A 19,428-nucleotide genomic window follows, 5' to 3' on the forward strand; every position below is an offset into this window, starting at 1 on the left:
ATGAATGAACAAGTTGCCACTGAAAAGCGTGCAGTAATCCTGCTGTCCGGCGGTCTGGACTCGGCCACGGTGGTGGCCATGGCCCGCGCCGAAGGGTATCGCTGCTACACCATGAGCTTCGATTACGGCCAGCGTCATCGCGCCGAGTTGCAGGCGGCTGAACGTGTCGCTCGCGACCTGGGTGTGGTGGAGCACAAGGTGATCGGCCTCAACCTCAACGGTATCGGCGGCTCCGCGCTGACTGACAGCTCCATCGATGTGCCCGAGGCCCCGAGCGAAGGGATCCCTGTCACCTACGTACCGGCACGTAACACCGTGTTCCTGTCCCTGGCACTGGGCTGGGCGGAAGTGCTGGGCGCGCGGGACATCTTTATTGGCGTCAACGCCGTGGACTATTCGGGGTATCCGGATTGCCGCCCGGAGTTTGTCGAGGCCTTCGAGCGCATGGCCAACCTGGCGACCAAGGCCGGGGTAGAGGGGCAGGGGTTCCGTATCCAGGCACCGCTGCAGAATCTGAGCAAGGCCGATATCGTCAAGGCGGGCGTCAAGCTCGGGGTTGATTACGGCCTGACCGTGTCCTGCTACCAGGCCGATGATCAAGGGCGTGCCTGCGGCAAATGCGACAGCTGCCGTCTGCGTGCGGAAGGGTTTGCCGCGGCCGGTGTTAGCGACCCAACACCTTATTTTTGATTTTTTTCATATTGGGTGTTGAATTCTTTTTATAAATCAGTATTATACGCGCCACCACACAGCGGGTCGTTAGCTCAGTTGGTAGAGCAGTTGGCTTTTAACCAATTGGTCGTAGGTTCGAATCCCACACGACCCACCATTTTCTAGCAGTATTTAAAATCCGAAAGGCCCACGAAAGTGAGGATTTTCGGGTTTTTTTTGCCTGCAGAAAATGTAATGGCGCACTGAATTGGCCTGTTCACCGACCTTCGATACGCAGCGGCAGGCTGTCGATCACCTGAGACAGCGTTTGCTCCAGTTCCACCTCTTCTTTTTTTACCCGTTCCGGGATTCTTCGGCGTTGTCGGTATTCGCTGGGGCTGGCGCCCGCGAATTGCTTGAAGGCGCGGGCAAAGTAGGACGGGTCCTTGAAGCCAACTTCATAGCCGATGCTGGTGATGGGCATCTGGCTGTTGTCGAGCAGATTCTTGGCGCAATCCATGCGTTTGCTCAGGATGTAGTCCATGAATCCCAGGCCATGGACCTCCTTGAACAGCCGGCTGAAGCGAAACGTGGTCATGCCGCAACGCTTGGCCAGCTCTTTCTGGTCGATGCTTTCACGAAAATTCTGCTCGATGTACAGCAGCACATCGCTGAGTGCCTGATGTTTCTGGTGCTCTACGGTCAGTCGGATGCTGTCCGGCAGGGACGGGCCGTGTTCGATCTGCAGCGTCTTGTTGCCGGGGCCGCTGCTGTGGCGCAGTTCGTAGAGTTGCTTCAGCGCATGCAGGAAGCGCCGGATCTCGGCACTCGAGAGAGGGAGCACCATGTATTCCCAGACACGCGAGCGCATGGCCCAGACGGCGAGTTCTTCGGAGTGCTGCACTGTGAACATGGCAATGGGAATGGAGGGAATCTTGTGTTTGATCTCCAGCAACAGATTGAGCCCTGGCATGTCCGGGCGGTCATAGTACATGCAGATCATGTCCGGTAGAGGATGGGTGTCCTTTTCGGGCAGGGACGCATCTTTCGATACCCGGCAATCGCAGGTTGGGCGAAACAGCGCGATCAGTTCTTCAGATGATCGGTCGCGCGTGAGGTCGAACCATAAAAGAGAGGGTTTCTGGGCCGACTCAGGTCTCATTTCCTTATTCCTTCCTGGTGTCTCACTGTCACTTCCTGGGCTGTCAGTATCGCCACTGGGCTTTGCGGGCAAAGGATCAAGTTCTGATAACGCTTCATAAATTTTCTTGATTACCTTCTATGTCTGACAGCGAGATAAGAGTCACAGACAGCTCCTTGCTGTTGCGATCGCCTTTTCTTGCATCACCGGCCACGGCTGAATCAATTTAGTGTTATATGAGAACAGTTCCTTTTCTGAAAAAACTCCATCTGCCAGGTTTAGTTTCATTGGTGTTCTTTGCTGTCTTGCCAAGGGGCGCAAAAAAGTCCTAGAAACCGACAATAAACTCCTAACTCTTTGTGTTAGTCCCTGACTAGGATTCAGTCAGGCGGCACAAATACTGATCGCCTTAAAGCAACTTTCTTATATGAGGTGAACAAGATGAACCTGCAAACAATCAAAACCTCGGTGCTGGCATTCATCAAGGACGAAGAGGGTCTGACCATCGTGGAATATGCCGTGGCCGGTGGCCTGATCACCCTGGGCGCCGTTGCCGCGTTCGTGACTCTGGGGGGCAACGTGAGCACCGCCATTACCAGCCTGGGTTGCGCCGTTCAGGGCCAGGTGTGCTGACGACAGCCGTTGTGCCGAGTCCTCGGTCCTGGGCTGGAACCGCTTGTCGCTCGTACGCAGCCAGACTTCTCGGGTCTGGCTGCGATGAGCGGTTTCCCTCGGGCTGAGGCCGTACCTGTGGTCCATGTGTGTTTCCCACCTTTTTCTGTCTACTCTCGCCTGGACAGATGGAGCTTCCTCAATCGGTATGTGCAGTCAGCGCACAGTAGATGACGGATGGCTCCCGTCTTGCTCACGAGCGAGTTCAAATCGTCAAAGTGACCTTTGGCCGAGCACCGCTCCATCGCTCTGCCGCAGCCTGAAAATTCTCTTTCCAGCTTCAGGAGTATCGTCGCTGTATTGCTCGCGTGAAGATCAAATCCTGATATGGAAGCTCCGGTTTACTTCGTTTCGCACTATGGTTTGGGTGCAGCGAACATGGCCGGGGCTTTTGTCTTTGTCGGCCAGTGCTCAGGTCGGTCTTGCATCGACGGCGAGACTGTTTCAAGGCGACTCTTCAATTATTCCTTCCTTAGATAAACCATCTGTTCCTTGTGTTGTTCCTGGTGCTTTTTTGCATCTTTCAACAACAGCAATAAAGTCCTAACGATCAGCAAAAATCTCCTAACCCTTCCAATGCTCCCCTGACTAATGTTCAACCAGGCAGTACGACAGTGCTGCTCTTACATAAAAACACTTGAGTGAGGTGGGAAAATGAATCTGCAATCGATCAAGACTTCGATCATCAAGTTCGCCAAAGACGAAGACGGCCTGACCATTGTGGAATATGCAGTGGCCGGTGGCCTGATCACTTTGGGCGCTGTTGCTGCATTTATCACCCTGGGCGGCAACGTGGCCACTGCCATCACCAGCCTGGGATGCGCTGTCCAGGGACAAGTCTGCTAACGCCAACTTCCACCGAGGGCTGCAGTCATGGGCAAAGAGCAATTATTCGTTGTTGCATTGATGCTGGGACTGCTGGGGATTGCGGTGGTGAGCGATCTTCGTCGCCACCGTATTCCCAACCTCTTGGTGCTGTTGGGGCTGGGACTGGGGATTGCCGGCCAGGTCTACTCCTCAGGCGTCATCGGGTTTGGTTATGGACTGCTGGGCATGTTGATCGGTTTTGCCGTTTTCCTCCCGCTGTACACCTTTGGCGGGATGGCGGCCGGCGACGTCAAGCTCATGGCCATGGTTGGCACTTTTCTCACTCCGCAGCACGCCCTCTGGGCTGCGTTTTTCAGCCTGATCGCCGGCGGCGCGTGCGGGGTACTGATCGTGTTGGTACGTGGTCAAGTTCAACAGACCATGGGGCGCTACTGGCAGATTTTGAGAGCCAGGGCCTATTTTTCGCCGGCGGACGATGAAGTGGCCGGCAAACCCTTTCCCTATTCGGTTGCGATCCTGCTCGGCACATTGGCCAGCTTTCTCTGGTTGCCCCTTGGCCAGTAGCTCAGGAGAACATTATGTACGCCATCAGTAACAGCCGTCCGACCGGCAATGACCGGGAAGCAGTGCAGCGACTGGCTCCACAGCCACGCACGATCCTTGAGACCGGGCTGGCCGACAATTTCCTGGGAGACCTGGTCTGCAAGCATTTGCACGATGCGGGTGTACTGGACATGCCCCGACTGGTAGAGCGCCTGGCGCTGACGGGAGCGGTGATTGAAGAAGTCCTGACCTTCCTGCGTCAGGATCACCGGGTCGAGATCCTCGGCCAAGCCGGTGGCCAGGGCTTGCGCTACGGGCTGACCGAGCGCGGCCGCAATGCTGCCCGCGATGCCTTGTCGCGCAGTGGTTATATCGGCGCGGCGCCATTTCCGGTGAGCGCCTACCGCTCGCTGCTCAAGGTACAGACCATTCACCATGGCCGTATCAGCGCCCGGGACATGCAGGCTTCCTTCGGCTCCATGGTGCTGGCGCAGAACATGCTCGATCAGTTGGGCGTGGCCCTGAATTCCGGGCGCGCCATCATGATTTACGGGCCAGCGGGGACGGGCAAGACCTATGTCAGCAGTCGCTTGATCCGGCTGTTTTCCGAATCCATCTGGGTGCCCCATGCGATTGCGATCAACGATGCGGTGATCGAGATCTACGACCCCCAGGTACACCGGCGCCTGGATGTCGGCGATCCGCAGAACAGCCTGATGCTCAATGAGGGGATCGACCGCCGGCTCCTGTGCTGTGAACGGCCGATCGTCATCACCGGCGGCGAGCTGACCATGGAACAGCTGGATATCCGCTACGACCCCTTCACTCGCCAATACCAGGCACCGTTGCAGCTCAAGGCCAGCAATGGCCTGTTCGTCATCGACGACATGGGGCGCCAGCGCATGGCGCCCGCGGAATTGCTCAATCGCTGGATCGTACCGATGGAGGAGAAACGCGACTTCCTCAACCTCGGCGGCGGGCGGCACTGCGAGCTGCCGTTCGACCTGATCCTGGTGTTTTCCACCAACCTGAACCCGTTGGAACTGGCCGACGAGGCGTTCCTGCGGCGGATTGGCTACAAGCTGCAGTTCGGCTACCTCAAGCCCGAGGAGTACGAACGTATCTGGATTCAAGAGACAGAGCGCCTGAACATCCAATACGACCCGCTGCTGTTGCGCTACGTCCTGGATGAACTCTATGGCGCTGAAAACATGCCGCTGGTGCCTTGCCACCCACGGGATCTCTTGAGCATGGCGCTCGATCGCCAGCGTTATGTGGGCGCCAGCGGACCACTGTCACCCCTGGAACTGGAGTGGGCATGGCACAGCTACTTCGTCCAGCTCGACTTTCTTTGAGTAAGGAGATTTCGACATGAGTTCTCGTACTTTCACTCTGATAACCCTATCCGTGGTTCTGGGCCTGGGCGCGGCATGGATGGCCAACACCTGGCTCAATGCAAGGCTCAATGCCACCCCCGACGATAACCAGCAGAACGTGGTGGTGGCGACCGTGGAAATCGCTTTCGGGCAAATGGTCGAGCCACAGCAGGTCGCGCTGGTCCGTATGCCCAAGGAGACAGTGCCCGAGGATGCTTTCGACGCGACCGAGAAGGTCGTGGGCAAGATCGCCACCTTCTCCATGTTGCGCGGCGACATCCTGCGCGGTGCGCGTCTGGCCGAACACTTGGGCGGCAGCACCCTGGCGTCGCTGATCGAGCCTACCAAGCGTGCGATCTCGGTCCGGGTGGACGACGTGGTCGGCGTGGGTGGCTTCCTGTTGCCGGGTAACCGGGTCGATGTGCTGGCTACTCGGCAGACCGGCAATACCGGCGATGCCGAATCCAAGACCATCCTGGAAGACCTGCGGGTGCTGGCAGTGGACCAGACGGCCAGTACCGACAAGACCCAACCGGTGGTCGTGCGCGCCGTGACCCTGGAAATGACCCCCCTGCAGGCCGAGGAATTGGTCAAGGGGATGGCGGCCGGCAAGCTGCAACTGGCCCTGCGCAATCCGCTGGACAACCAGAAGCAACCGGCGATGGTCGAGCCGGTCGCCATGATCCAGGAAGTACCTGCCCCTCCCGTGGTGCGGCCGATTGTCCGGCGTCGTGCCAGCGGCGACAGCGGGATCACGGTGATCCGCGGGATCGAGGTCAACGTTGTGAAGTCCCAGCTGTAAATGATCGGGTACGACATAAACCAACGATGAGGGCTTGATGATGAGCGCGCGTATCCAACAGCCATTGAGTGCTTTCCCACGGCAGCAGCGCGGCGCAATGCTTGTACTGGTGGTGATTGCCCTGGCCTCGATGCTGCTGATGGGGGCCCTGGCGCTGGATGGCGGCCACATGCTGGTGAACAAGTCCCGCCTGCAAAATGCGGTGGATGCCGCGGCGCTGAGTGGTGCCAAGACCCTCAGTACGGTAATGGGTACCACGGGAGCCGCGACCCTGGCGCAGACCGCCGCGCTCAATACCCTGACCCTGAATGCCAATGCCAGCGGCAATCAGGAACTGGCCGCCGCCATCGCCAACAATGTCGGCGGCTTTGCCACGGTGGAGTTGGCGTCCACTGTCTATGGGCCTTTCTCTTTCCCGGGGCCGGCCAATGCGAGCTATGTGCGGGTGACGGTCACGAACTATTCCCTGGCCGGATTCTTCTGGGGCGTCTTTCAGACCCTGGGCAATGGGGTCGGTAACAAGTTTGTGAGCGCAGTCGCTACCGCCGGGCCAAGCCCTGCCAGCCCTTGTGACCTCACGCCGCTGATGGTGTGCGGCGATCCAACGAAAAACAACCCGGCCACCGGGATGTTCTGGGGGTTCCAGTTCGGCGATGCGCAGGTGTTGAAAACTGCCGCGGGCAACAGCTCGCCGATTGGCCCCGGCAACTTCCAGCTGCTCGATTTCGGCTCGGGCGGCAGTACGATCAGGCAGGGGCTGGCAGGCGGTATCACCCAGTGCAACAGCGTCGGTTCGAATGTCCAGACCAAGCCGGGGAACACTGTCGGGCCTGCCTCGCAGGGGCTCAATACACGCTTCAACCAGTATTCCGGCGGCCTCAGCGCGGCGAACTATCCTCCGGACCTGGTGATCACGACCAACTCCAAGTCGTTCACTTACGACGATACGCTCAAGCAGATTCAGTACAACAATCAGGCGGTTACCTCGAGCAGCGGCAATTTGTCCGCGGGCGGCAGCGCCTTGTACGACTACAACAACTGGGTGCAGGAGTCCGCCAACTGCGTTGCCGGTGGCGGCGGTGGCTGCCAGAACGGTGGGGCGTTCGAACGGCGGATCATCAAGATCGTGATCGGTGACTGTTCGGGCAAGAACGATGGGTCGTCCTCGATACCGGTACTGGGTTTCGCCTGCTACTTCGTCCTGCAACCGGCATCGCAAAAGGGCAATGAGGCGCAGATATTCGGTCAGTTCGAGAAGGTGTGCGAAGGCGACAACGTGCCAGGTCCCAACCCGGCCAATACCACCGGGCCGCAGATCATCCAGCTGTACAAGACCTATATCGATAACAGCCAGACGCCAAGTACCGACTCTTAGGAGGTTTTATGGGACGCAGAGGATTCAGGTCGCCGCGCAACCAGAGCGGCTTGGCGATGGTGGAGCTGGTGTTGACGCTGCCGCTGCTGCTGTTGCTGATGCTGACCTTCGCCGAGTTCGGTCGCATGTTGTTCCAGTACAACAGCCTGATGCAGGCCAGTCGCGACGCAGGGCGTTATGTCGCTGACAAGGCGTGGAACTCCACCCTCGGCAAGCTCGAGCTGAGCGGTACGCTGCAGACCCAGGCCAAGAACATCGCTGTCTATGGCGTGCCCGCCAATCCCAATGGCTACCCGGCGGCGGTGTCGGGGCTGACGCCGGCGAATGTCACGGTCACCGCGGTGGGTGCCGAGCATATCCAGGTCAGCATTACCTACACCTATGTGCCGGTGATCGGCAGTGCCTTGCCCGTCTTGTATGGCAGCAACGTGCCGCTGGGCCTGGCCTTGACTTCCACTGTCGTCATGAGGGCTTTGTGATGAACGTCAAAGGTATGCGTGGGCTGTACACCGTCGAGTTCGCGATCACCAGCCTGGTGCTGTTCACCGTGCTGTTCGGTGTGCTGGAAATGGGCCGGCTGTACTTCACGGTCAATGCCCTGAATGAAACCGTGCGCCGCGGCGCCCGTCTGGCGGCAGTGTGCGACATCAACGATCCGGTGATTCTGCGCCGGGCGATGTTCAACGCTTCGACCAACAGCGGTCCGAGCAGCCTGCTCAATAACCTGACGTCCGCCAACCTGAACCTGGTTTATCTGGACGCCAACGGCGCGGTCGTCGCCAGCCCCAACGATCTGACCGGCACCAACGGCTTTGTCGCCATTCGTTATGTCCAGCTACAGGTATCCAATTTCAGTTTCAATCTGCTGATTCCTGGGTTCAACGGGGTGTTTGTCCTACCGGTATTCAGGTCGACCGTGCCACGTGAAAGCCTCGGTCGGCAGCCCCAGGCAGCAGTCACACCGGAGATCACACCATGTTGAGTACCCGAGAAGCGCCCGTTGTCGCTGCTGCTACTGAAAAGCAAGGCAAACGCCTGCTGATCAGTGGGCGCGACGTGACCACCTTGAATCATCTGAAAGCGTTGAGCCAAGGGTTGCCGAACTTGCAGGTAACCACTCGCCTGGTGAGCAACGGTCATACCGATCCGCTGTATGGACTGGAGCAGATGCCCGACTTCCTGCTGTTGCGCGTCAGCCATCTGTGGCGTGAAGAGCTGGCGGCCCTGTTGCAGCATCCGCTCAAGGAGCGCCCACCGCTATTGGTCTGCGGCCCGCTGGATGAGCGCGAGGGCATGCGCCTGGCCATGCAGGCCGGTGCCCGGGACTTTCTCCCCGAGCCGGTAGCGGCAGAAGAGTTGCAGGCGGCCATCGGCCGTATGCTCATGGAGGCCAATGCGGAGCAGGGGACCGGTGGCAAGCTGATTGCGGTGATGAACGCCAAAGGCGGTTCGGGAGCCTCGATGCTGGCTTGCAACCTGGCGCATCAGCTCTCCACCCGCGGTGGCAGGACCCTGCTGCTGGACCTGGACCTGCAGTTCGGCAGCGTGGCGCATTGCCTGGATGTGGTGCCTACCCACAGCCATGTGGATGTGCTGAAGCAGGTCGAGTCCCTGGACAGCATCGCCTTGCGTGGCTATTGCAACCACTTCAGCCCGACCCTGCATGTGCTGGGCGGGCGTACCGGGGAGCTGTGCCTGACGCAGGATGTGCACCTGGACCAGCTGGATAAACTGTTGCGCCTGGCCCGTGGGACCTACGACTGGGTCGTGGTGGATTTGCCACGACAGATCGATCACCTCACCGGCGTCACGCTCGAACAGGCCGATCGCATCTACGTCGTGCTGCAGCAGAGCCTGAGCCACCTGAAGGATGGCACCCGCCTGACCCGCATCCTGCGCGACGACCTGAATGTGCAGAGCAACCGGATACAGGTGGTGGTCAACCGCTACAACAAGGCCTCGCCGGTGAGCCTCAAGGATGTTGCCGATGCCCTGCGCTGCACGACCCTGCAAGCCGTGCCCAATGACTATGCGGTGGTCAGCGAGAGTCAGAACACCGGTGTGCCGCTCGAGCTGCATGCGCCACGTTCGGGGGTGACCCTGGCCCTGCGTGAGGTGACCCAGAACCTGATCGGAATCGAGGTCGCCGAGAAGAGTTTGTTCAAACGTACCTTCAATCGTCTGTTCGGAGGCTAGGCCATGCTCAGCGACTTTCGTAATCGCCTGCGTCAGCAACCCGGTAAACAGGCACCGGCAGAAACGCAGGACGCGTCCCTCGATGGCAAAGAGTGCGCCAGTGTGCTCATGGCCTGGGAGGCCAGTGTGCCGGACCTGCTCTATGAAACCAGGACCAAACTCGGCTCGATGGAGGCCGAGTGGCGGGAAAAGATCTACCAGCAATTGCTCAAGGTCATGGACCTGTCGCTCCTCGATTCCCTGGAGCCGGCCGAGGCCGGGCGGCAGATCCGCGACATCTGCCAGCGCCTGCTCGATGAGCATTCGGCGCCGGTCAATTCCAGCAGCCGTCAGTTGATCCTCAAGCAGATCGCCGACGAGGTGCTCGGCCTCGGACCTTTGGAGCCGCTGCTGAACGATGCGAGTGTGTCCGACATCCTGGTCAACGGTCATGCCTCGGTGTACGTCGAGCGCTTCGGCAAGCTGCAAAGAACGGATGTGCGTTTTCGCGACGACCAGCACCTGCTGAATATCATCGATCGCATCGTTTCCAGCCTGGGGCGGCGTATCGATGAGTCCTCGCCGCTAGTGGACGCTCGCTTGAAGGACGGTTCGCGGGTCAACGCCATCATTCCACCGCTGGCCATCGACGGGCCGAGCATGTCGATCCGCCGCTTCGCCGTGGATTTGCTCAACACTGAGAGCCTGGTGCAGATGGGCACCCTGACCCCGGGCATCGCCCTGATGCTCAAGGCCATCGTCCGCGGCCGGCTGAATGTCCTGATCTCCGGAGGGACCGGCAGCGGCAAGACCACCATGCTCAACGTGTTGTCCAGTTTCATTCCGCACAACGAACGGATCGTGACCATCGAAGACTCGGCCGAGCTGCAACTGCAGCAGCCCCATGTGGTACGCCTGGAAACCCGTCCGTCGAACATCGAGGGCCGTGGCGAGGTGGGCCAGCGGGAGCTGGTGCGCAACAGCCTGCGTATGCGCCCGGACCGCATCGTCATCGGCGAGGTGCGTGGCGCCGAGGCGCTGGACATGTTGACGGCGATGAATACCGGCCACGACGGCTCGCTGACCACCATCCACGCCAACACCGCTCGCGATGCCCTGGGGCGGATCGAGAACATGGTGTCGATGACGGGGGCGACCTTTCCGATCAAGGCCTTGCGTCAGCAGATCGCTTCGGCCATCGGTGTGGTCATCCAGCTGGAGCGGCAGGAGGACGGCACGCGGCGGCTGGTCAGCGTGCAGGAAATCAACGGCATGGAAGGGGAAATCATCACCATGACCGAGATCTTCTCTTTCGTGCGCAGTGGTCTGGGCGAGAAAGGCGAGGTTGTGGGCGAATTCCGCCCCACCGGCATGGTTCCGGCGTTTCGCGATGTGCTGGCCAAACGGGGCATCGAGCTGCCGCTCAGCCTGTTCCGGCCAGACTGGATGGAGGGCTAGTCATGCATCAGATCCCCAGCGAGTTCATCCTGGCGTTTCTCGGCATGGTGTTCACCGCCATATTCCTGCTCAGCCAGAGCGTGGCGGTGCCGGTGTTCGGCGAGGCCGGCAAGGTGCGCAAGCGTATCCGCAGTCGCCTCGACCTGCTGGAACGGGCCAGTAACCTGGAGAACATGCAGTCGGTACTGCGCCAGAAATACCTGCGTCGCCTGTCCCCGCTGGAGGCGCGTCTGGAGCAATTGCCAGCGATGGAGGCCCTGGCGCAGATGATCGAGCAGGCCGGGCACGAGTACCGCGCCTATCGGGTGCTGATGCTCAGCCTGGTCCTGATGATGGTGGCTGGCATGGGGACGTGGCTGTTCACGCAGCTGTGGTGGGCGGCGCTCCCGGCTGCTGCTATGGCCTTCTGGCTGCCGGTGTTGAAAATCTCCCGGGACCGCAACAAACGCTTTGCCCTGTTCGAGGAGCAGTTGCCGGATGCCCTGGATGCCATGTGCCGGGCGCTGCGTGCCGGACATCCGTTCAACGAAACCCTGCAGTTGGTGGCCGACGAGCACAAGGGGCCGGTTGCCCACGAATTCGGCCTGACCTTTGCCGACATCAACTACGGCAACGATGTGCGTCGGGCCATGCTTGGCCTGCTGGAACGCATGCCGAGCATGACCGTGATGATGCTGGTGACCACTGTGCTGATCCATCGCGAGACGGGCGGCAACCTGACCGAGGTACTGGATCGTTTGAGCAGCCTGATTCGCGGCCGCTTTCGCTTTCAGCGCAAGGTCAAGACGCTCTCGGCCGAAGGGCGCATGTCGGGCTGGATCCTGGTGGCAATGCCTTTTGTACTGGCGGCGGGGATTGTGCTTTCGAGCCCGACCTATCTGCCTCTGCTTATCAATGAGCCACTGGGGCAGAAGATGGTGCTTGGCGCGTTTGTGGCGATGCTGGTGGGAATCTTCTGGATACGCAAGATCATCCGGATCCAGGTGTGAGCACAATCACTCGTAGGGGGTGAGGTCATGGAGTATCTGCTGAGTCTGATTAAAAGTGTGGTCGGTAGCGAGCAACTGGCGCGCCTGCTGTTCGCCGGGGCCATCGGCCTGAGCGTGGTGCTGGCCGTGGCGACCCTGGTATTGCTGGTGCAGGGGTTGCAGGACCCGGTGCACCGCCGTCTTCTGCTGATCAAGCGCGGTCATGGCGGCGATGGTCACCGGCAGCAGGGGGCGCCGAGCAATCTGCAATTGATGCTGGAGCAGGTCGGCCAGCGTTTTGCCTCCGGTGAACAGGAACAGGCCTCGGCGACCCGGACCTTGCTGATCCATGCGGGCTTTCGCTCCCCGGCCGCTGTCCAGATGTACTGGGCGGTGCGCCTGCTGACACCGTTGGCATTGGTGGCGCTGGCGGTCCTGGCGCTGCCGCTGATACCGAAGGTATCGCTGCTTCTGGGGACGGGGCTGGTGATCCTGGCGTTGGGGGTAGGCTGGCTGGTACCGGCCATCTATGTCGACAGCCGCAGGAACGCGCGGATGACCCGTTTGCTCGTCGCCTTTCCGGATGCGCTGGACTTGATGGTGGTCTGCGTGGAGTCAGGCCTTGCCTTGCCCCAGGCGATCGAGCGGGTATCGGAAGAGATAGCGGTCAGCCAGCCTGAGCTGGCCATGGAGCTGGCACTGGTCAACTCCGAGATCCGGGCCGGGATTCCCAGTACCGAAGCGCTCAAGCATCTGGCCGAGCGTACCGGGCTGGAGGACATTCGCGGGTTGGTGAGTCTGCTGGCGCAGAGCATTCGCTTCGGGACCAGCGTGGGGACGACCCTGCGTGTCTATGCCGAGGAGTTTCGTGACCGGCGCACCCAGCAGGCCGAAGAGAAAGCCGCGAAAATCGGCACCAAGCTGGTGTTCCCGCTGATCTTCTGCCTGTGGCCAAGCTTCTTTCTGGTAGCCATAGGACCGGCGATCATCGGCGTCTTCAAAGTATTCGGGAAGTTATAAAAGAGGGGAGGGGCAAGGGCCATCGGCATGGATGGCATTGCCCCCTCTGAACTGAACGCCATCGCGACTTGCTGTCACTTCGAACCACCTGACCCACCCGAACCTACGTACTCCTTGTAGTACTCGGGGATCGGGTGTTTGTAGTTGTCCAGCCAGCGCTGCAGGGTCAGTTCCCGTTCGCTGGGCGAGGCGTTCTGGGGGATGGGCGACTTGACCTGGTTACGACTCTGCAGCAGCAGCCAGGTTTCGGTCGACTGTTGTGACAGGGAGGCCGGGCCGGGTTCGATAGCCTGGGTCACCAGCGGAAGAAGCAAGAGTCCCAGGCAGCTAAGCGTTTGGTATTTCATCACTACCTCTGCGTTATTGGTTGATTGACACTCGATGGCGACGAATCCGTTGCAGTGACTGCCTGATCGTTAACTGCCTTCTTCGTCGCGTTCCTGAGTTTTTCGGCCCGCTCCTTGGCACTGGTGACTTGTTCGGGTTTCAGGCCGGCACGATTGACCAGGTCCGAGGCCTGTTTCCAGTTGCCTTGATAAATCAGCAAGGTCACCAGGTTGAGGGTTGCCAGCTGGTTGTCCTGTTTCAGCTCCATGGCCGTGAGGAACTCAAAGCGGGCCTGGTTGGTATTCCCCTGGTTGAGGTAGACCACCCCCAGATCGTTGCGGATTTTCTCGTCGGTGGGGGACAGGCGTGCCGCTCGCGTCAGATGTTCCAGGGCCAGAGCGTTATCGTTGCGTGACGCTGCCAGTTGGCCCAGGCCATGCTCGCCTTCGGCGACCAGGCAGGTGCTGAGCAGGCTGCGGTACAGGGGTTCGGCCTCGCTTTGGCCGAGTTGGCGATAGATCTTGGCCTTGCGCATGCGCACCTGTGGCAGGTCTTCCGGCAGGCGTTGCAGATTGGCCAGGCCGGCGTGCAGCTTGCCTTCGTCGATCATGTCGTCGGCCAGGCTCAGCGACAGTTCCTGATCCGAATCCAGCTTGCTGCAGGCCTGCTTCGACCAGCTACCGCCGCCATTCGTGGCGCAGCCGCTGAGCATGAGCAGCCCTAACGCCGCAATGACTACTTTCATTTTTCCCTCCTGGAACAATCCGATTGTCGAGGAATGGCCAACACCGGACTTGCCGAGTCCGGTGTCATTGCGCCTGAGTGTGGCGAGCAACGAACCAGGTCCCTGGTTCATTGCGAAAGCCCGCTGGCGGCCTGGTCAAAATTGCCGTTTTCCAGGAAGTACAGACGGAACCAGTTCGGGTCGTAGTTGCGCAGTGGCTCGCCAGGCAGTGTTGGCAGCTTGGCATTGACCGCCAGCGGTTGCACCAGATGCGGAGTGACGATCATCAGCAGTTCTTTCTCTTCGCGCCTGATCGAAGAATCACGGAAAAATGCCCCCAGGATCGGGATCTCTCCCAGGCCGGGGAACTTGCTCACGGCCGTGGTATTGGTGGTGCTGATCAGGCCGCTGATCACGAAACTCTCGCCGTCGGCCAGGGAGATGCTGGTGTCGGTGCGACGCACAACCAGGGCTGGCACCGAGATATCGTTGACGGTAATCCCGTTGGTGAAGTCCAGTTCGCTGACTTCCGGGGCGACCTTCAAGGCGATGCGGTTATTTCCGACGATTGTGGGGGTCAGGGTCAGGCGAATACCGAATTCCTTGTACTGGATGGTAATACTGTCGCTGCCGCTGCTGGGGACCGGGATCGGCACTTCACCACCGGCCAGGAAGCTTGCGCTCTGTCCGCTCAGTGCCACCAGGCTCGGACGCGCCAGGGTATAGGCAAACCCACTGCCTTCCAGGGCGTTGATCAGCCCAAGGACGTTACCGCCGCCAATGCCAATATTAAACATGCCGTTGTTGAGCGGTATGTTCGGCCTGAGGCCACCGATATTGCCGGGCGTCACCGTCGTCCCCACCGGGGCGGTGCCCGGGGAGCTGAACAGAAAGTTACCGCTCTTGCCGAAGATCGAGGTGCCGGCCTCTTTCAGCTTGGTGCGGCTGACTTCGACAAAGCGGATATCGGTCTGCACCTGGCTGGCCAGAGCCGGATCTTCGGAAGGGGGCAATAGCGAGCTCACCATTGAATGGGGGCCTTTGCCCTGGACGAACACCATGCTCTGGCGAGGTTCCTTGTCGCAGGCTGTCCAGACCATCAGGCTGGTGGCGCCGGGCGCAATACCCGTCAGCAGGTACGAATCCCGTCCATTGAGATACACATCGGCAATTTTCGGGTCGCCCACGGCCAACCGGGTAATGGCGACGGGGGAGTGCATTATCGTCTGCTGACCCTCTCCCACTTCCACCGTCGACGGCAGTGGCTGCAATCCAGCGCAGTTATTTGACGCCGCCATGGCCATCCCTGTGGGAAGGCCAGCGACAATCAATGTCCACGCCACTCTCCTGAGCACCTGTACACAATCACTGTTCATGCACTGCATCCTTGTTTGGGCTGGGGGAAACCGCAAGGGCCGGTCAGCAGGGATCATTTCTCCGTCATCTGAACCAGAGCCCGCCAAGTGTTGCTGCAACCAACCAGCAGTTAGCTGTTTCTGTAACTGACGTTAGCGCAGAAAGGTAAAATTGCTATGAAGTGTAAAAAAACGCTTGGTCGATCGAGGGGATTCACCGCCAGGCCGAGACTCGCCTGCATGCAATGCGCATAAATGGTGCAAGTGCGCGTTGCGCGTCACTGAAGCGTTTGCGCTGTTGGGGCTGCAATTGGCAGGCTTTCGTGCCCCTTGACCGATACCTGCTCCGTGCCGGGGCGAGCCGTGTGACACAGGTCAGAATCATCTTTTACATCAAGGGGATATTCTGTAGCCTTGCGCAGTTTCAACGCTGCACCACCTGATGAATACTCACTCTCCCGGCGGTGCCCTCAACGGGTCCGGAGCCGGGTGTATACTCGACTTTCGCGCATAAGCGCCCGCAGGTCTTGCGATCATGACGCACATTTCCGAACGCCTTCTGGTTCAGGCCCACCTTGACGCCAAACAGCCCAAGCCGCTGACGGCCGCAGAGGAAGCCCATTACCGTGCCGCGATTGCTGCCGAGCTCAAGGCTCAGGATGCCGTGCTGGTGGCTCACTTCTACTGTGACCCGGTGATTCAGGCCCTGGCCGAAGAGACCGGCGGCTGTGTGTCCGACTCCCTGGAAATGGCCCGTTTCGGCAACGCTCACCCGGCCAAGACCGTGGTGGTCGCCGGTGTCAGGTTCATGGGCGAGACGGCGAAGATCCTCAACCCCGAAAAACGGGTGCTGATGCCCACCCTGGAAGCCACCTGCTCCCTCGACCTGGGGTGCCCGGTGGAAGAGTTCTCGGCGTTCTGCGACCAGCATCCGGAACGCACCGTGGTGGTCTATGCCAACACATCGGCAGCGGTCAAAGCCCGTGCCGACTGGGTCGTGACCTCCAGTTGCGCCCTGGAAATCGTCGAAAGCCTGATGGATAACGGCGAAACCATCATCTGGGGGCCGGACAAGCATCTGGGCACCTACATTCAGCGCCAGACCGGTGCCGATATGCTGCTGTGGGACGGTGCCTGCATCGTCCACGAAGAGTTCAAGTCCAAGCAGCTGGAGGATATGAAGGCGCTGTATCCCGATGCGGCCATTCTGGTCCACCCTGAGTCGCCGACCTCGGTGATCGAGCTGGCCGATGCGGTGGGTTCCACCAGCCAGCTGATTGCTGCCGCGCAACGCTTGCCGAACAAGACGCTGATCGTGGCGACCGACCGCGGCATCTTCTACAAGATGCAGCAGCTGTGCCCGGACAAGGTGTTCATCGAGGCGCCAACGGCCGGCAACGGTGCGGCTTGCCGCAGCTGCGCCCACTGCCCGTGGATGGCCATGAATACCCTGGAGCGCACCTTGCAGAGCCTGCGTGAGGGCAGCAACGAGATATTCGTCGACCCGGCACTGATTCCCCAGGCCATTCGCCCGCTCAAGCGCATGCTGGATTTCACTCAGGCGGCGCGGATGAAGCTGGCGGGCAATGCCTGATCGCCTTCGACAAGCGCACAGAAAAACGCCCCGAGATTCGGGGCGTTTTTCTGTGCGGCGGATTATTTTTTCTGCTTGGGAATGCGCACGATCTGGCTGGAAGAGTAGATGTCGTGCCAGCTGCGCTTCTGCTTGTCTACCAGGATCCAGATGAAGCCCAGCCCGGCGCACAGCCAGGAAGCGATCGAGACCATGAAGCGCAGGAGGGCCTGCCACAGGCTGATGCGGCTGCCGTCGGCGTTCTGCACACGAATGCCCCAGACCTGCATGCCCAGGGTCTGGCCGGAATGGGTCCAGAACTTGGCGAAGAAGGTGAACAGCACGAACAGCAGGACGGTGGAGTAGAGCGGATCGCCGTCCAGCGCGCCGGATTCGGTCAGGGTGCGCATCCGGGTTTCACCGAGGATCTGCAGTTGGATGAACTTGTAGACGCCGCCCGTGACGATCAGCAGTGCGGTGCACAGCAGGAAATCGTAGAACATCGCTGCCAGACGACGGCCCAGGCCAGCGGCGGGGAAATCGCCCTGGGGGGTTAGCAGGTGCTTCGGCATCACAGGCCTCTCGATCGAAAAAAAGAAGCCATTTTACGGAATTGCACGCACAAAAAAGCCCCTGATGTCAGCATCAGGGGCTTTTTCGTTACAGACGATCAGCCTTCGGCTTGAACTTCGTCAGCCTGCATGCCTTTTTGGCCTTGCACAGCGATGAAGGTCACTTTCTGGCCTTCTTTCAGGCTCTTGAAGCCGTTGCCCTGAATAGCGCGGAAATGCACGAACAGATCCGGACCGCTTTCTGGAGTGATAAAACCAAAACCTTTCTCGTCGTTAAACCACTTGACGGTACCGCTCTGACGTTGGGACATTTCTTATTTCCTTTGACGCTAAAAAATTAATGACAGTCTCTTTCTCATGAAGGAGTACTGGGCTGGGTTGCAGGAAAGTAAGAGACGTCGAACGGGTTGTAGCAAACTTGTTAGCTACTGCCCAGGTCACGATTCCAAGCGACCCATGCAAACACAGTGGGGAAACTCTACGCCAACTATGGGAGAAAAAACAAGCCCTGCGAAACCCCGGTTTTCCTCAGCTTGGTGGCTGTTTGCCGGAACTAGGCATCTGGGCTTATTCGATAGGGTCGTTCAATTGTTTTCAACTGTTATAAGGCAAGTTCAATATCGAAGATATGCACTATTTTATGGCGGTTGCGTTACAGATTAGTGCACTTTTAACGCAACCGCGTTACTTATAGAAACAGTTGATCAACCACGATAGTAGCGTTGTGCAACGAATGGCATTTTGCTTACAAGCATTGGCACCTTTTTCCCACGAACAATTGCCCAAACTGGCGTATCGAGTGCGACATAAGCGCTATCGATGTAACCCATGGCCAACGGACCACCCAGGGTCGGGCCAAAACCGCCGCTGCAGACGCTGCCGATCACCTCGCCCGCTTCGTTGACGATCTCCGCACCTTCACGCACCGGTGTGCGTTCCTGGGGCAGCAGGCCCACGCGTTTGCGCTTCACGCCATTGAGTTGTTGGGCGAACACCTGTTCCGCGCCAGGGAAGCCGCCAGCCCGCGCGCCATCGGCGCGCCGTGGCTTGGAGATGGCCCACAGCAGGCTGGCTTCGATCGGCGTGGTCTGGCTGTTCATGTCATGGCCATACAGGCACAGGCCGGCTTCCAGGCGCAGCGAATCCCGGGCGCCGAGGCCGATGGCGGCCACTTCCGGTTCGGCCAGCAGGGCGCGGGCCAGGGTTTCGGTGTCGGCCGCCGGTACCGAGATTTCGAAACCGTCTTCGCCGGTGTAGCCCGAACGGCTGACAAAGCAGTCCACGCCCAGCAGCTTCACGCGGGTGAATTGCATGAAGGTCATCTTCGCCACTTCCGGCGCCAGGCGCGCCAGCACGGTGACGGCCGCCGGGCCTTGCAGGGCGAGCAGGGCGCGCTCCTCGAACAGCGGCTCGATGCTGCACAAATGGCCGATGTGCTGGCGCAGATGGGCCAGGTCCTGGTCCTTGCAGGCGGCGTTGACCACCAGGAACAGCTCGTCGTTGCCCAGGTTGGCGACCATCAGGTCGTCGAGGATGCCGCCGTTTTCATTGGTGAACATGGCGTAGCGCTGGATACCCACGGGCAGGTCGATGATGTCCACCGGCACCAGGGTTTCCAGGGCCTGGGCGGCCTTGGCGCCGGTCAGGCGGATCTGGCCCATGTGCGAGACATCGAACAGGCCGGCCTGCTCGCGGGTGTGCTGGTGTTCTTTCATCACGCCCAGCGGGTATTGCACGGGCATGTCGTAACCGGCGAACGGCACCATGCGCGCGCCGAGTTCGAGATGCAGCGAATGCAGCGGGGTCTTCAACAGTGTTTCGGTGGACATGTTCAGCTCCTGGGTAAACGTGAGATGCGTATGTGCGTG

At 59.9% G+C, this 19,428-nt stretch carries 21 protein-coding genes and 1 tRNA gene; 15 read left to right on the plus strand and 7 right to left on the minus strand.

Annotation, left to right across the window (positions count from 1 at the left end):
- Together queC and AC07Y9_RS18575 are read left to right on the plus strand one after the other, a co-directional pair.
- Nucleotides 1-690 carry a 7-cyano-7-deazaguanine synthase QueC gene (queC, locus tag AC07Y9_RS18570; protein ID WP_097135006.1) on the plus strand — a complete coding sequence of 230 codons (690 nt, stop codon included), beginning with the start codon at nt 1-3 and terminating at the stop codon, nt 688-690.
- Nucleotides 691-753: 63 nt separating this feature from the next.
- A tRNA-Lys gene (locus tag AC07Y9_RS18575) sits at nt 754-829 on the plus strand.
- 99 nt (nt 830-928) lie between these two features.
- Here the strand turns inward: AC07Y9_RS18575 and AC07Y9_RS18580 are convergent.
- On the minus strand, nt 929-1,813 hold the full coding sequence (locus AC07Y9_RS18580; protein ID WP_102679005.1) for a response regulator transcription factor: 885 nt from the start codon (nt 1,811-1,813) through the stop codon (nt 929-931).
- A gap of 420 nt (nt 1,814-2,233) precedes the next feature.
- Between AC07Y9_RS18580 and AC07Y9_RS18585 the strand changes: the two genes are divergently transcribed.
- The 12 genes from AC07Y9_RS18585 to AC07Y9_RS18640 all read left to right on the plus strand — a co-directional run bounded on the left by AC07Y9_RS18585 (nt 2,234) and on the right by AC07Y9_RS18640 (nt 13,009).
- Nucleotides 2,234-2,425: a Flp family type IVb pilin gene (locus AC07Y9_RS18585; RefSeq protein ID WP_053262390.1), complete on the plus strand. Its 192-nt coding sequence runs from the start codon at nt 2,234-2,236 to the stop codon at nt 2,423-2,425.
- Nucleotides 2,426-3,118: 693 nt separating this feature from the next.
- The gene (locus tag AC07Y9_RS18590; RefSeq protein WP_025805893.1) at nt 3,119-3,310 is read left to right on the plus strand and encodes a Flp family type IVb pilin; all 192 of its coding nucleotides are present in this window, start codon (nt 3,119-3,121) and stop codon (nt 3,308-3,310) included.
- A gap of 27 nt (nt 3,311-3,337) precedes the next feature.
- Nucleotides 3,338-3,856 (plus strand): A24 family peptidase, encoded by a 519-nt coding sequence (locus AC07Y9_RS18595; protein ID WP_102679004.1) that lies wholly within the window; start codon nt 3,338-3,340, stop codon nt 3,854-3,856.
- Between the two features lie 14 nt (nt 3,857-3,870).
- Nucleotides 3,871-5,190: a DUF8689 domain-containing protein gene (locus AC07Y9_RS18600; RefSeq protein WP_102679003.1), complete on the plus strand. Its 1,320-nt coding sequence runs from the start codon at nt 3,871-3,873 to the stop codon at nt 5,188-5,190.
- Between the two features lie 16 nt (nt 5,191-5,206).
- Nucleotides 5,207-6,013: a Flp pilus assembly protein CpaB gene (gene cpaB, locus AC07Y9_RS18605; protein ID WP_102679002.1), complete on the plus strand. Its 807-nt coding sequence runs from the start codon at nt 5,207-5,209 to the stop codon at nt 6,011-6,013.
- 37 nt (nt 6,014-6,050) lie between these two features.
- Entirely contained in the window at nt 6,051-7,388 is a 1,338-nt protein-coding gene (locus AC07Y9_RS18610; RefSeq protein ID WP_102679001.1) for a TadE/TadG family type IV pilus assembly protein, read from the plus strand.
- Between the two features lie 8 nt (nt 7,389-7,396).
- Nucleotides 7,397-7,867: a TadE/TadG family type IV pilus assembly protein gene (locus AC07Y9_RS18615; protein ID WP_087090260.1), complete on the plus strand. Its 471-nt coding sequence runs from the start codon at nt 7,397-7,399 to the stop codon at nt 7,865-7,867.
- Nucleotides 7,867-8,370 carry a TadE/TadG family type IV pilus assembly protein gene (locus tag AC07Y9_RS18620; protein ID WP_102679000.1) on the plus strand — a complete coding sequence of 168 codons (504 nt, stop codon included), beginning with the start codon at nt 7,867-7,869 and terminating at the stop codon, nt 8,368-8,370. The genes AC07Y9_RS18615 and AC07Y9_RS18620 overlap by 1 nt, the downstream gene beginning before the upstream one ends.
- On the plus strand, nt 8,364-9,584 hold the full coding sequence (locus AC07Y9_RS18625) for an AAA family ATPase (RefSeq protein WP_102678999.1): 1,221 nt from the start codon (nt 8,364-8,366) through the stop codon (nt 9,582-9,584). Before AC07Y9_RS18620 ends, AC07Y9_RS18625 begins: the two co-directional genes overlap by 7 nt.
- Nucleotides 9,585-9,587: 3 nt before the next feature.
- Entirely contained in the window at nt 9,588-11,021 is a 1,434-nt protein-coding gene (locus AC07Y9_RS18630; protein ID WP_102678998.1) for a TadA family conjugal transfer-associated ATPase, read from the plus strand.
- A gap of 2 nt (nt 11,022-11,023) precedes the next feature.
- Nucleotides 11,024-12,010, plus strand: a complete 987-nt coding sequence (locus AC07Y9_RS18635) for a type II secretion system F family protein (RefSeq protein WP_053262381.1) — start codon at nt 11,024-11,026, stop codon at nt 12,008-12,010.
- A gap of 27 nt (nt 12,011-12,037) precedes the next feature.
- Nucleotides 12,038-13,009 carry a type II secretion system F family protein gene (locus tag AC07Y9_RS18640; protein WP_102678997.1) on the plus strand — a complete coding sequence of 324 codons (972 nt, stop codon included), beginning with the start codon at nt 12,038-12,040 and terminating at the stop codon, nt 13,007-13,009.
- 74 nt (nt 13,010-13,083) lie between these two features.
- On the opposite strand, the gene AC07Y9_RS18645 is transcribed toward AC07Y9_RS18640, so the two are convergent.
- The 3 genes from AC07Y9_RS18645 to AC07Y9_RS18655 form a co-directional block, all read right to left on the minus strand.
- Nucleotides 13,084-13,356: a DUF3613 domain-containing protein gene (locus AC07Y9_RS18645; RefSeq protein ID WP_062824881.1), complete on the minus strand. Its 273-nt coding sequence runs from the start codon at nt 13,354-13,356 to the stop codon at nt 13,084-13,086.
- A gap of 2 nt (nt 13,357-13,358) precedes the next feature.
- Entirely contained in the window at nt 13,359-14,081 is a 723-nt protein-coding gene (locus tag AC07Y9_RS18650; protein WP_087090270.1) for a tetratricopeptide repeat protein, read from the minus strand.
- 107 nt (nt 14,082-14,188) lie between these two features.
- Nucleotides 14,189-15,436, minus strand: a complete 1,248-nt coding sequence (locus AC07Y9_RS18655) for a type II and III secretion system protein family protein (RefSeq protein ID WP_087090272.1) — start codon at nt 15,434-15,436, stop codon at nt 14,189-14,191.
- A 514-nt stretch (nt 15,437-15,950) separates the two neighbouring features.
- Between AC07Y9_RS18655 and nadA the strand changes: the two genes are divergently transcribed.
- Complete coding sequence (gene nadA, locus AC07Y9_RS18660) at nt 15,951-17,009, plus strand: quinolinate synthase NadA (protein WP_007931079.1); 1,059 nt, start codon at nt 15,951-15,953, stop codon at nt 17,007-17,009.
- Nucleotides 17,010-17,071: 62 nt separating this feature from the next.
- Here nadA and AC07Y9_RS18665 read toward each other — a convergent pair whose 3' ends face one another.
- From AC07Y9_RS18665 to gcvT, 3 genes are all read right to left on the minus strand, one after another.
- On the minus strand, nt 17,072-17,560 hold the full coding sequence (locus AC07Y9_RS18665; protein WP_102678996.1) for an RDD family protein: 489 nt from the start codon (nt 17,558-17,560) through the stop codon (nt 17,072-17,074).
- A gap of 98 nt (nt 17,561-17,658) precedes the next feature.
- Nucleotides 17,659-17,871 (minus strand): cold-shock protein, encoded by a 213-nt coding sequence (locus tag AC07Y9_RS18670; protein WP_007931076.1) that lies wholly within the window; start codon nt 17,869-17,871, stop codon nt 17,659-17,661.
- A gap of 393 nt (nt 17,872-18,264) precedes the next feature.
- The gene (gene gcvT / locus AC07Y9_RS18675) at nt 18,265-19,389 is read right to left on the minus strand and encodes a glycine cleavage system aminomethyltransferase GcvT (protein WP_087090274.1); all 1,125 of its coding nucleotides are present in this window, start codon (nt 19,387-19,389) and stop codon (nt 18,265-18,267) included.
- Nucleotides 19,390-19,428: the final 39 nt, after the last annotated feature.

It is taken from the genome of Pseudomonas sp. GW456-L12 (genome assembly GCF_059424045.1).

Bases quoted from the DNA above. Each gene is read 5' to 3' on its own strand.
- AC07Y9_RS18665 (WP_102678996.1), bottom strand. From the start codon at position 17,560: ATGCCGAAGCACCTGCTAACCCCCCAGGGCGATTTCCCCGCCGCTGGC.
- AC07Y9_RS18635 (WP_053262381.1), top strand. From the start codon at position 11,024: ATGCATCAGATCCCCAGCGAGTTCATCCTGGCGTTTCTCGGCATGGTG.
- cpaB (WP_102679002.1), top strand. From the start codon at position 5,207: ATGAGTTCTCGTACTTTCACTCTGATAACCCTATCCGTGGTTCTGGGC.
- AC07Y9_RS18595 (WP_102679004.1), top strand. From the start codon at position 3,338: ATGGGCAAAGAGCAATTATTCGTTGTTGCATTGATGCTGGGACTGCTG.
- AC07Y9_RS18640 (WP_102678997.1), top strand. From the start codon at position 12,038: ATGGAGTATCTGCTGAGTCTGATTAAAAGTGTGGTCGGTAGCGAGCAA.
- AC07Y9_RS18655 (WP_087090272.1), bottom strand. From the start codon at position 15,436: ATGAACAGTGATTGTGTACAGGTGCTCAGGAGAGTGGCGTGGACATTG.
- AC07Y9_RS18670 (WP_007931076.1), bottom strand. From the start codon at position 17,871: ATGTCCCAACGTCAGAGCGGTACCGTCAAGTGGTTTAACGACGAGAAA.
- AC07Y9_RS18620 (WP_102679000.1), top strand. From the start codon at position 7,867: ATGAACGTCAAAGGTATGCGTGGGCTGTACACCGTCGAGTTCGCGATC.
- AC07Y9_RS18630 (WP_102678998.1), top strand. From the start codon at position 9,588: ATGCTCAGCGACTTTCGTAATCGCCTGCGTCAGCAACCCGGTAAACAG.
- AC07Y9_RS18645 (WP_062824881.1), bottom strand. From the start codon at position 13,356: ATGAAATACCAAACGCTTAGCTGCCTGGGACTCTTGCTTCTTCCGCTG.
- AC07Y9_RS18590 (WP_025805893.1), top strand. From the start codon at position 3,119: ATGAATCTGCAATCGATCAAGACTTCGATCATCAAGTTCGCCAAAGAC.
- queC (WP_097135006.1), top strand. From the start codon at position 1: ATGAATGAACAAGTTGCCACTGAAAAGCGTGCAGTAATCCTGCTGTCC.
- AC07Y9_RS18615 (WP_087090260.1), top strand. From the start codon at position 7,397: ATGGGACGCAGAGGATTCAGGTCGCCGCGCAACCAGAGCGGCTTGGCG.
- AC07Y9_RS18650 (WP_087090270.1), bottom strand. From the start codon at position 14,081: ATGAAAGTAGTCATTGCGGCGTTAGGGCTGCTCATGCTCAGCGGCTGC.
- AC07Y9_RS18580 (WP_102679005.1), bottom strand. From the start codon at position 1,813: ATGAGACCTGAGTCGGCCCAGAAACCCTCTCTTTTATGGTTCGACCTC.
- AC07Y9_RS18610 (WP_102679001.1), top strand. From the start codon at position 6,051: ATGATGAGCGCGCGTATCCAACAGCCATTGAGTGCTTTCCCACGGCAG.
- AC07Y9_RS18600 (WP_102679003.1), top strand. From the start codon at position 3,871: ATGTACGCCATCAGTAACAGCCGTCCGACCGGCAATGACCGGGAAGCA.
- nadA (WP_007931079.1), top strand. From the start codon at position 15,951: ATGACGCACATTTCCGAACGCCTTCTGGTTCAGGCCCACCTTGACGCC.
- AC07Y9_RS18625 (WP_102678999.1), top strand. From the start codon at position 8,364: ATGTTGAGTACCCGAGAAGCGCCCGTTGTCGCTGCTGCTACTGAAAAG.
- AC07Y9_RS18585 (WP_053262390.1), top strand. From the start codon at position 2,234: ATGAACCTGCAAACAATCAAAACCTCGGTGCTGGCATTCATCAAGGAC.
- gcvT (WP_087090274.1), bottom strand. From the start codon at position 19,389: ATGTCCACCGAAACACTGTTGAAGACCCCGCTGCATTCGCTGCATCTC.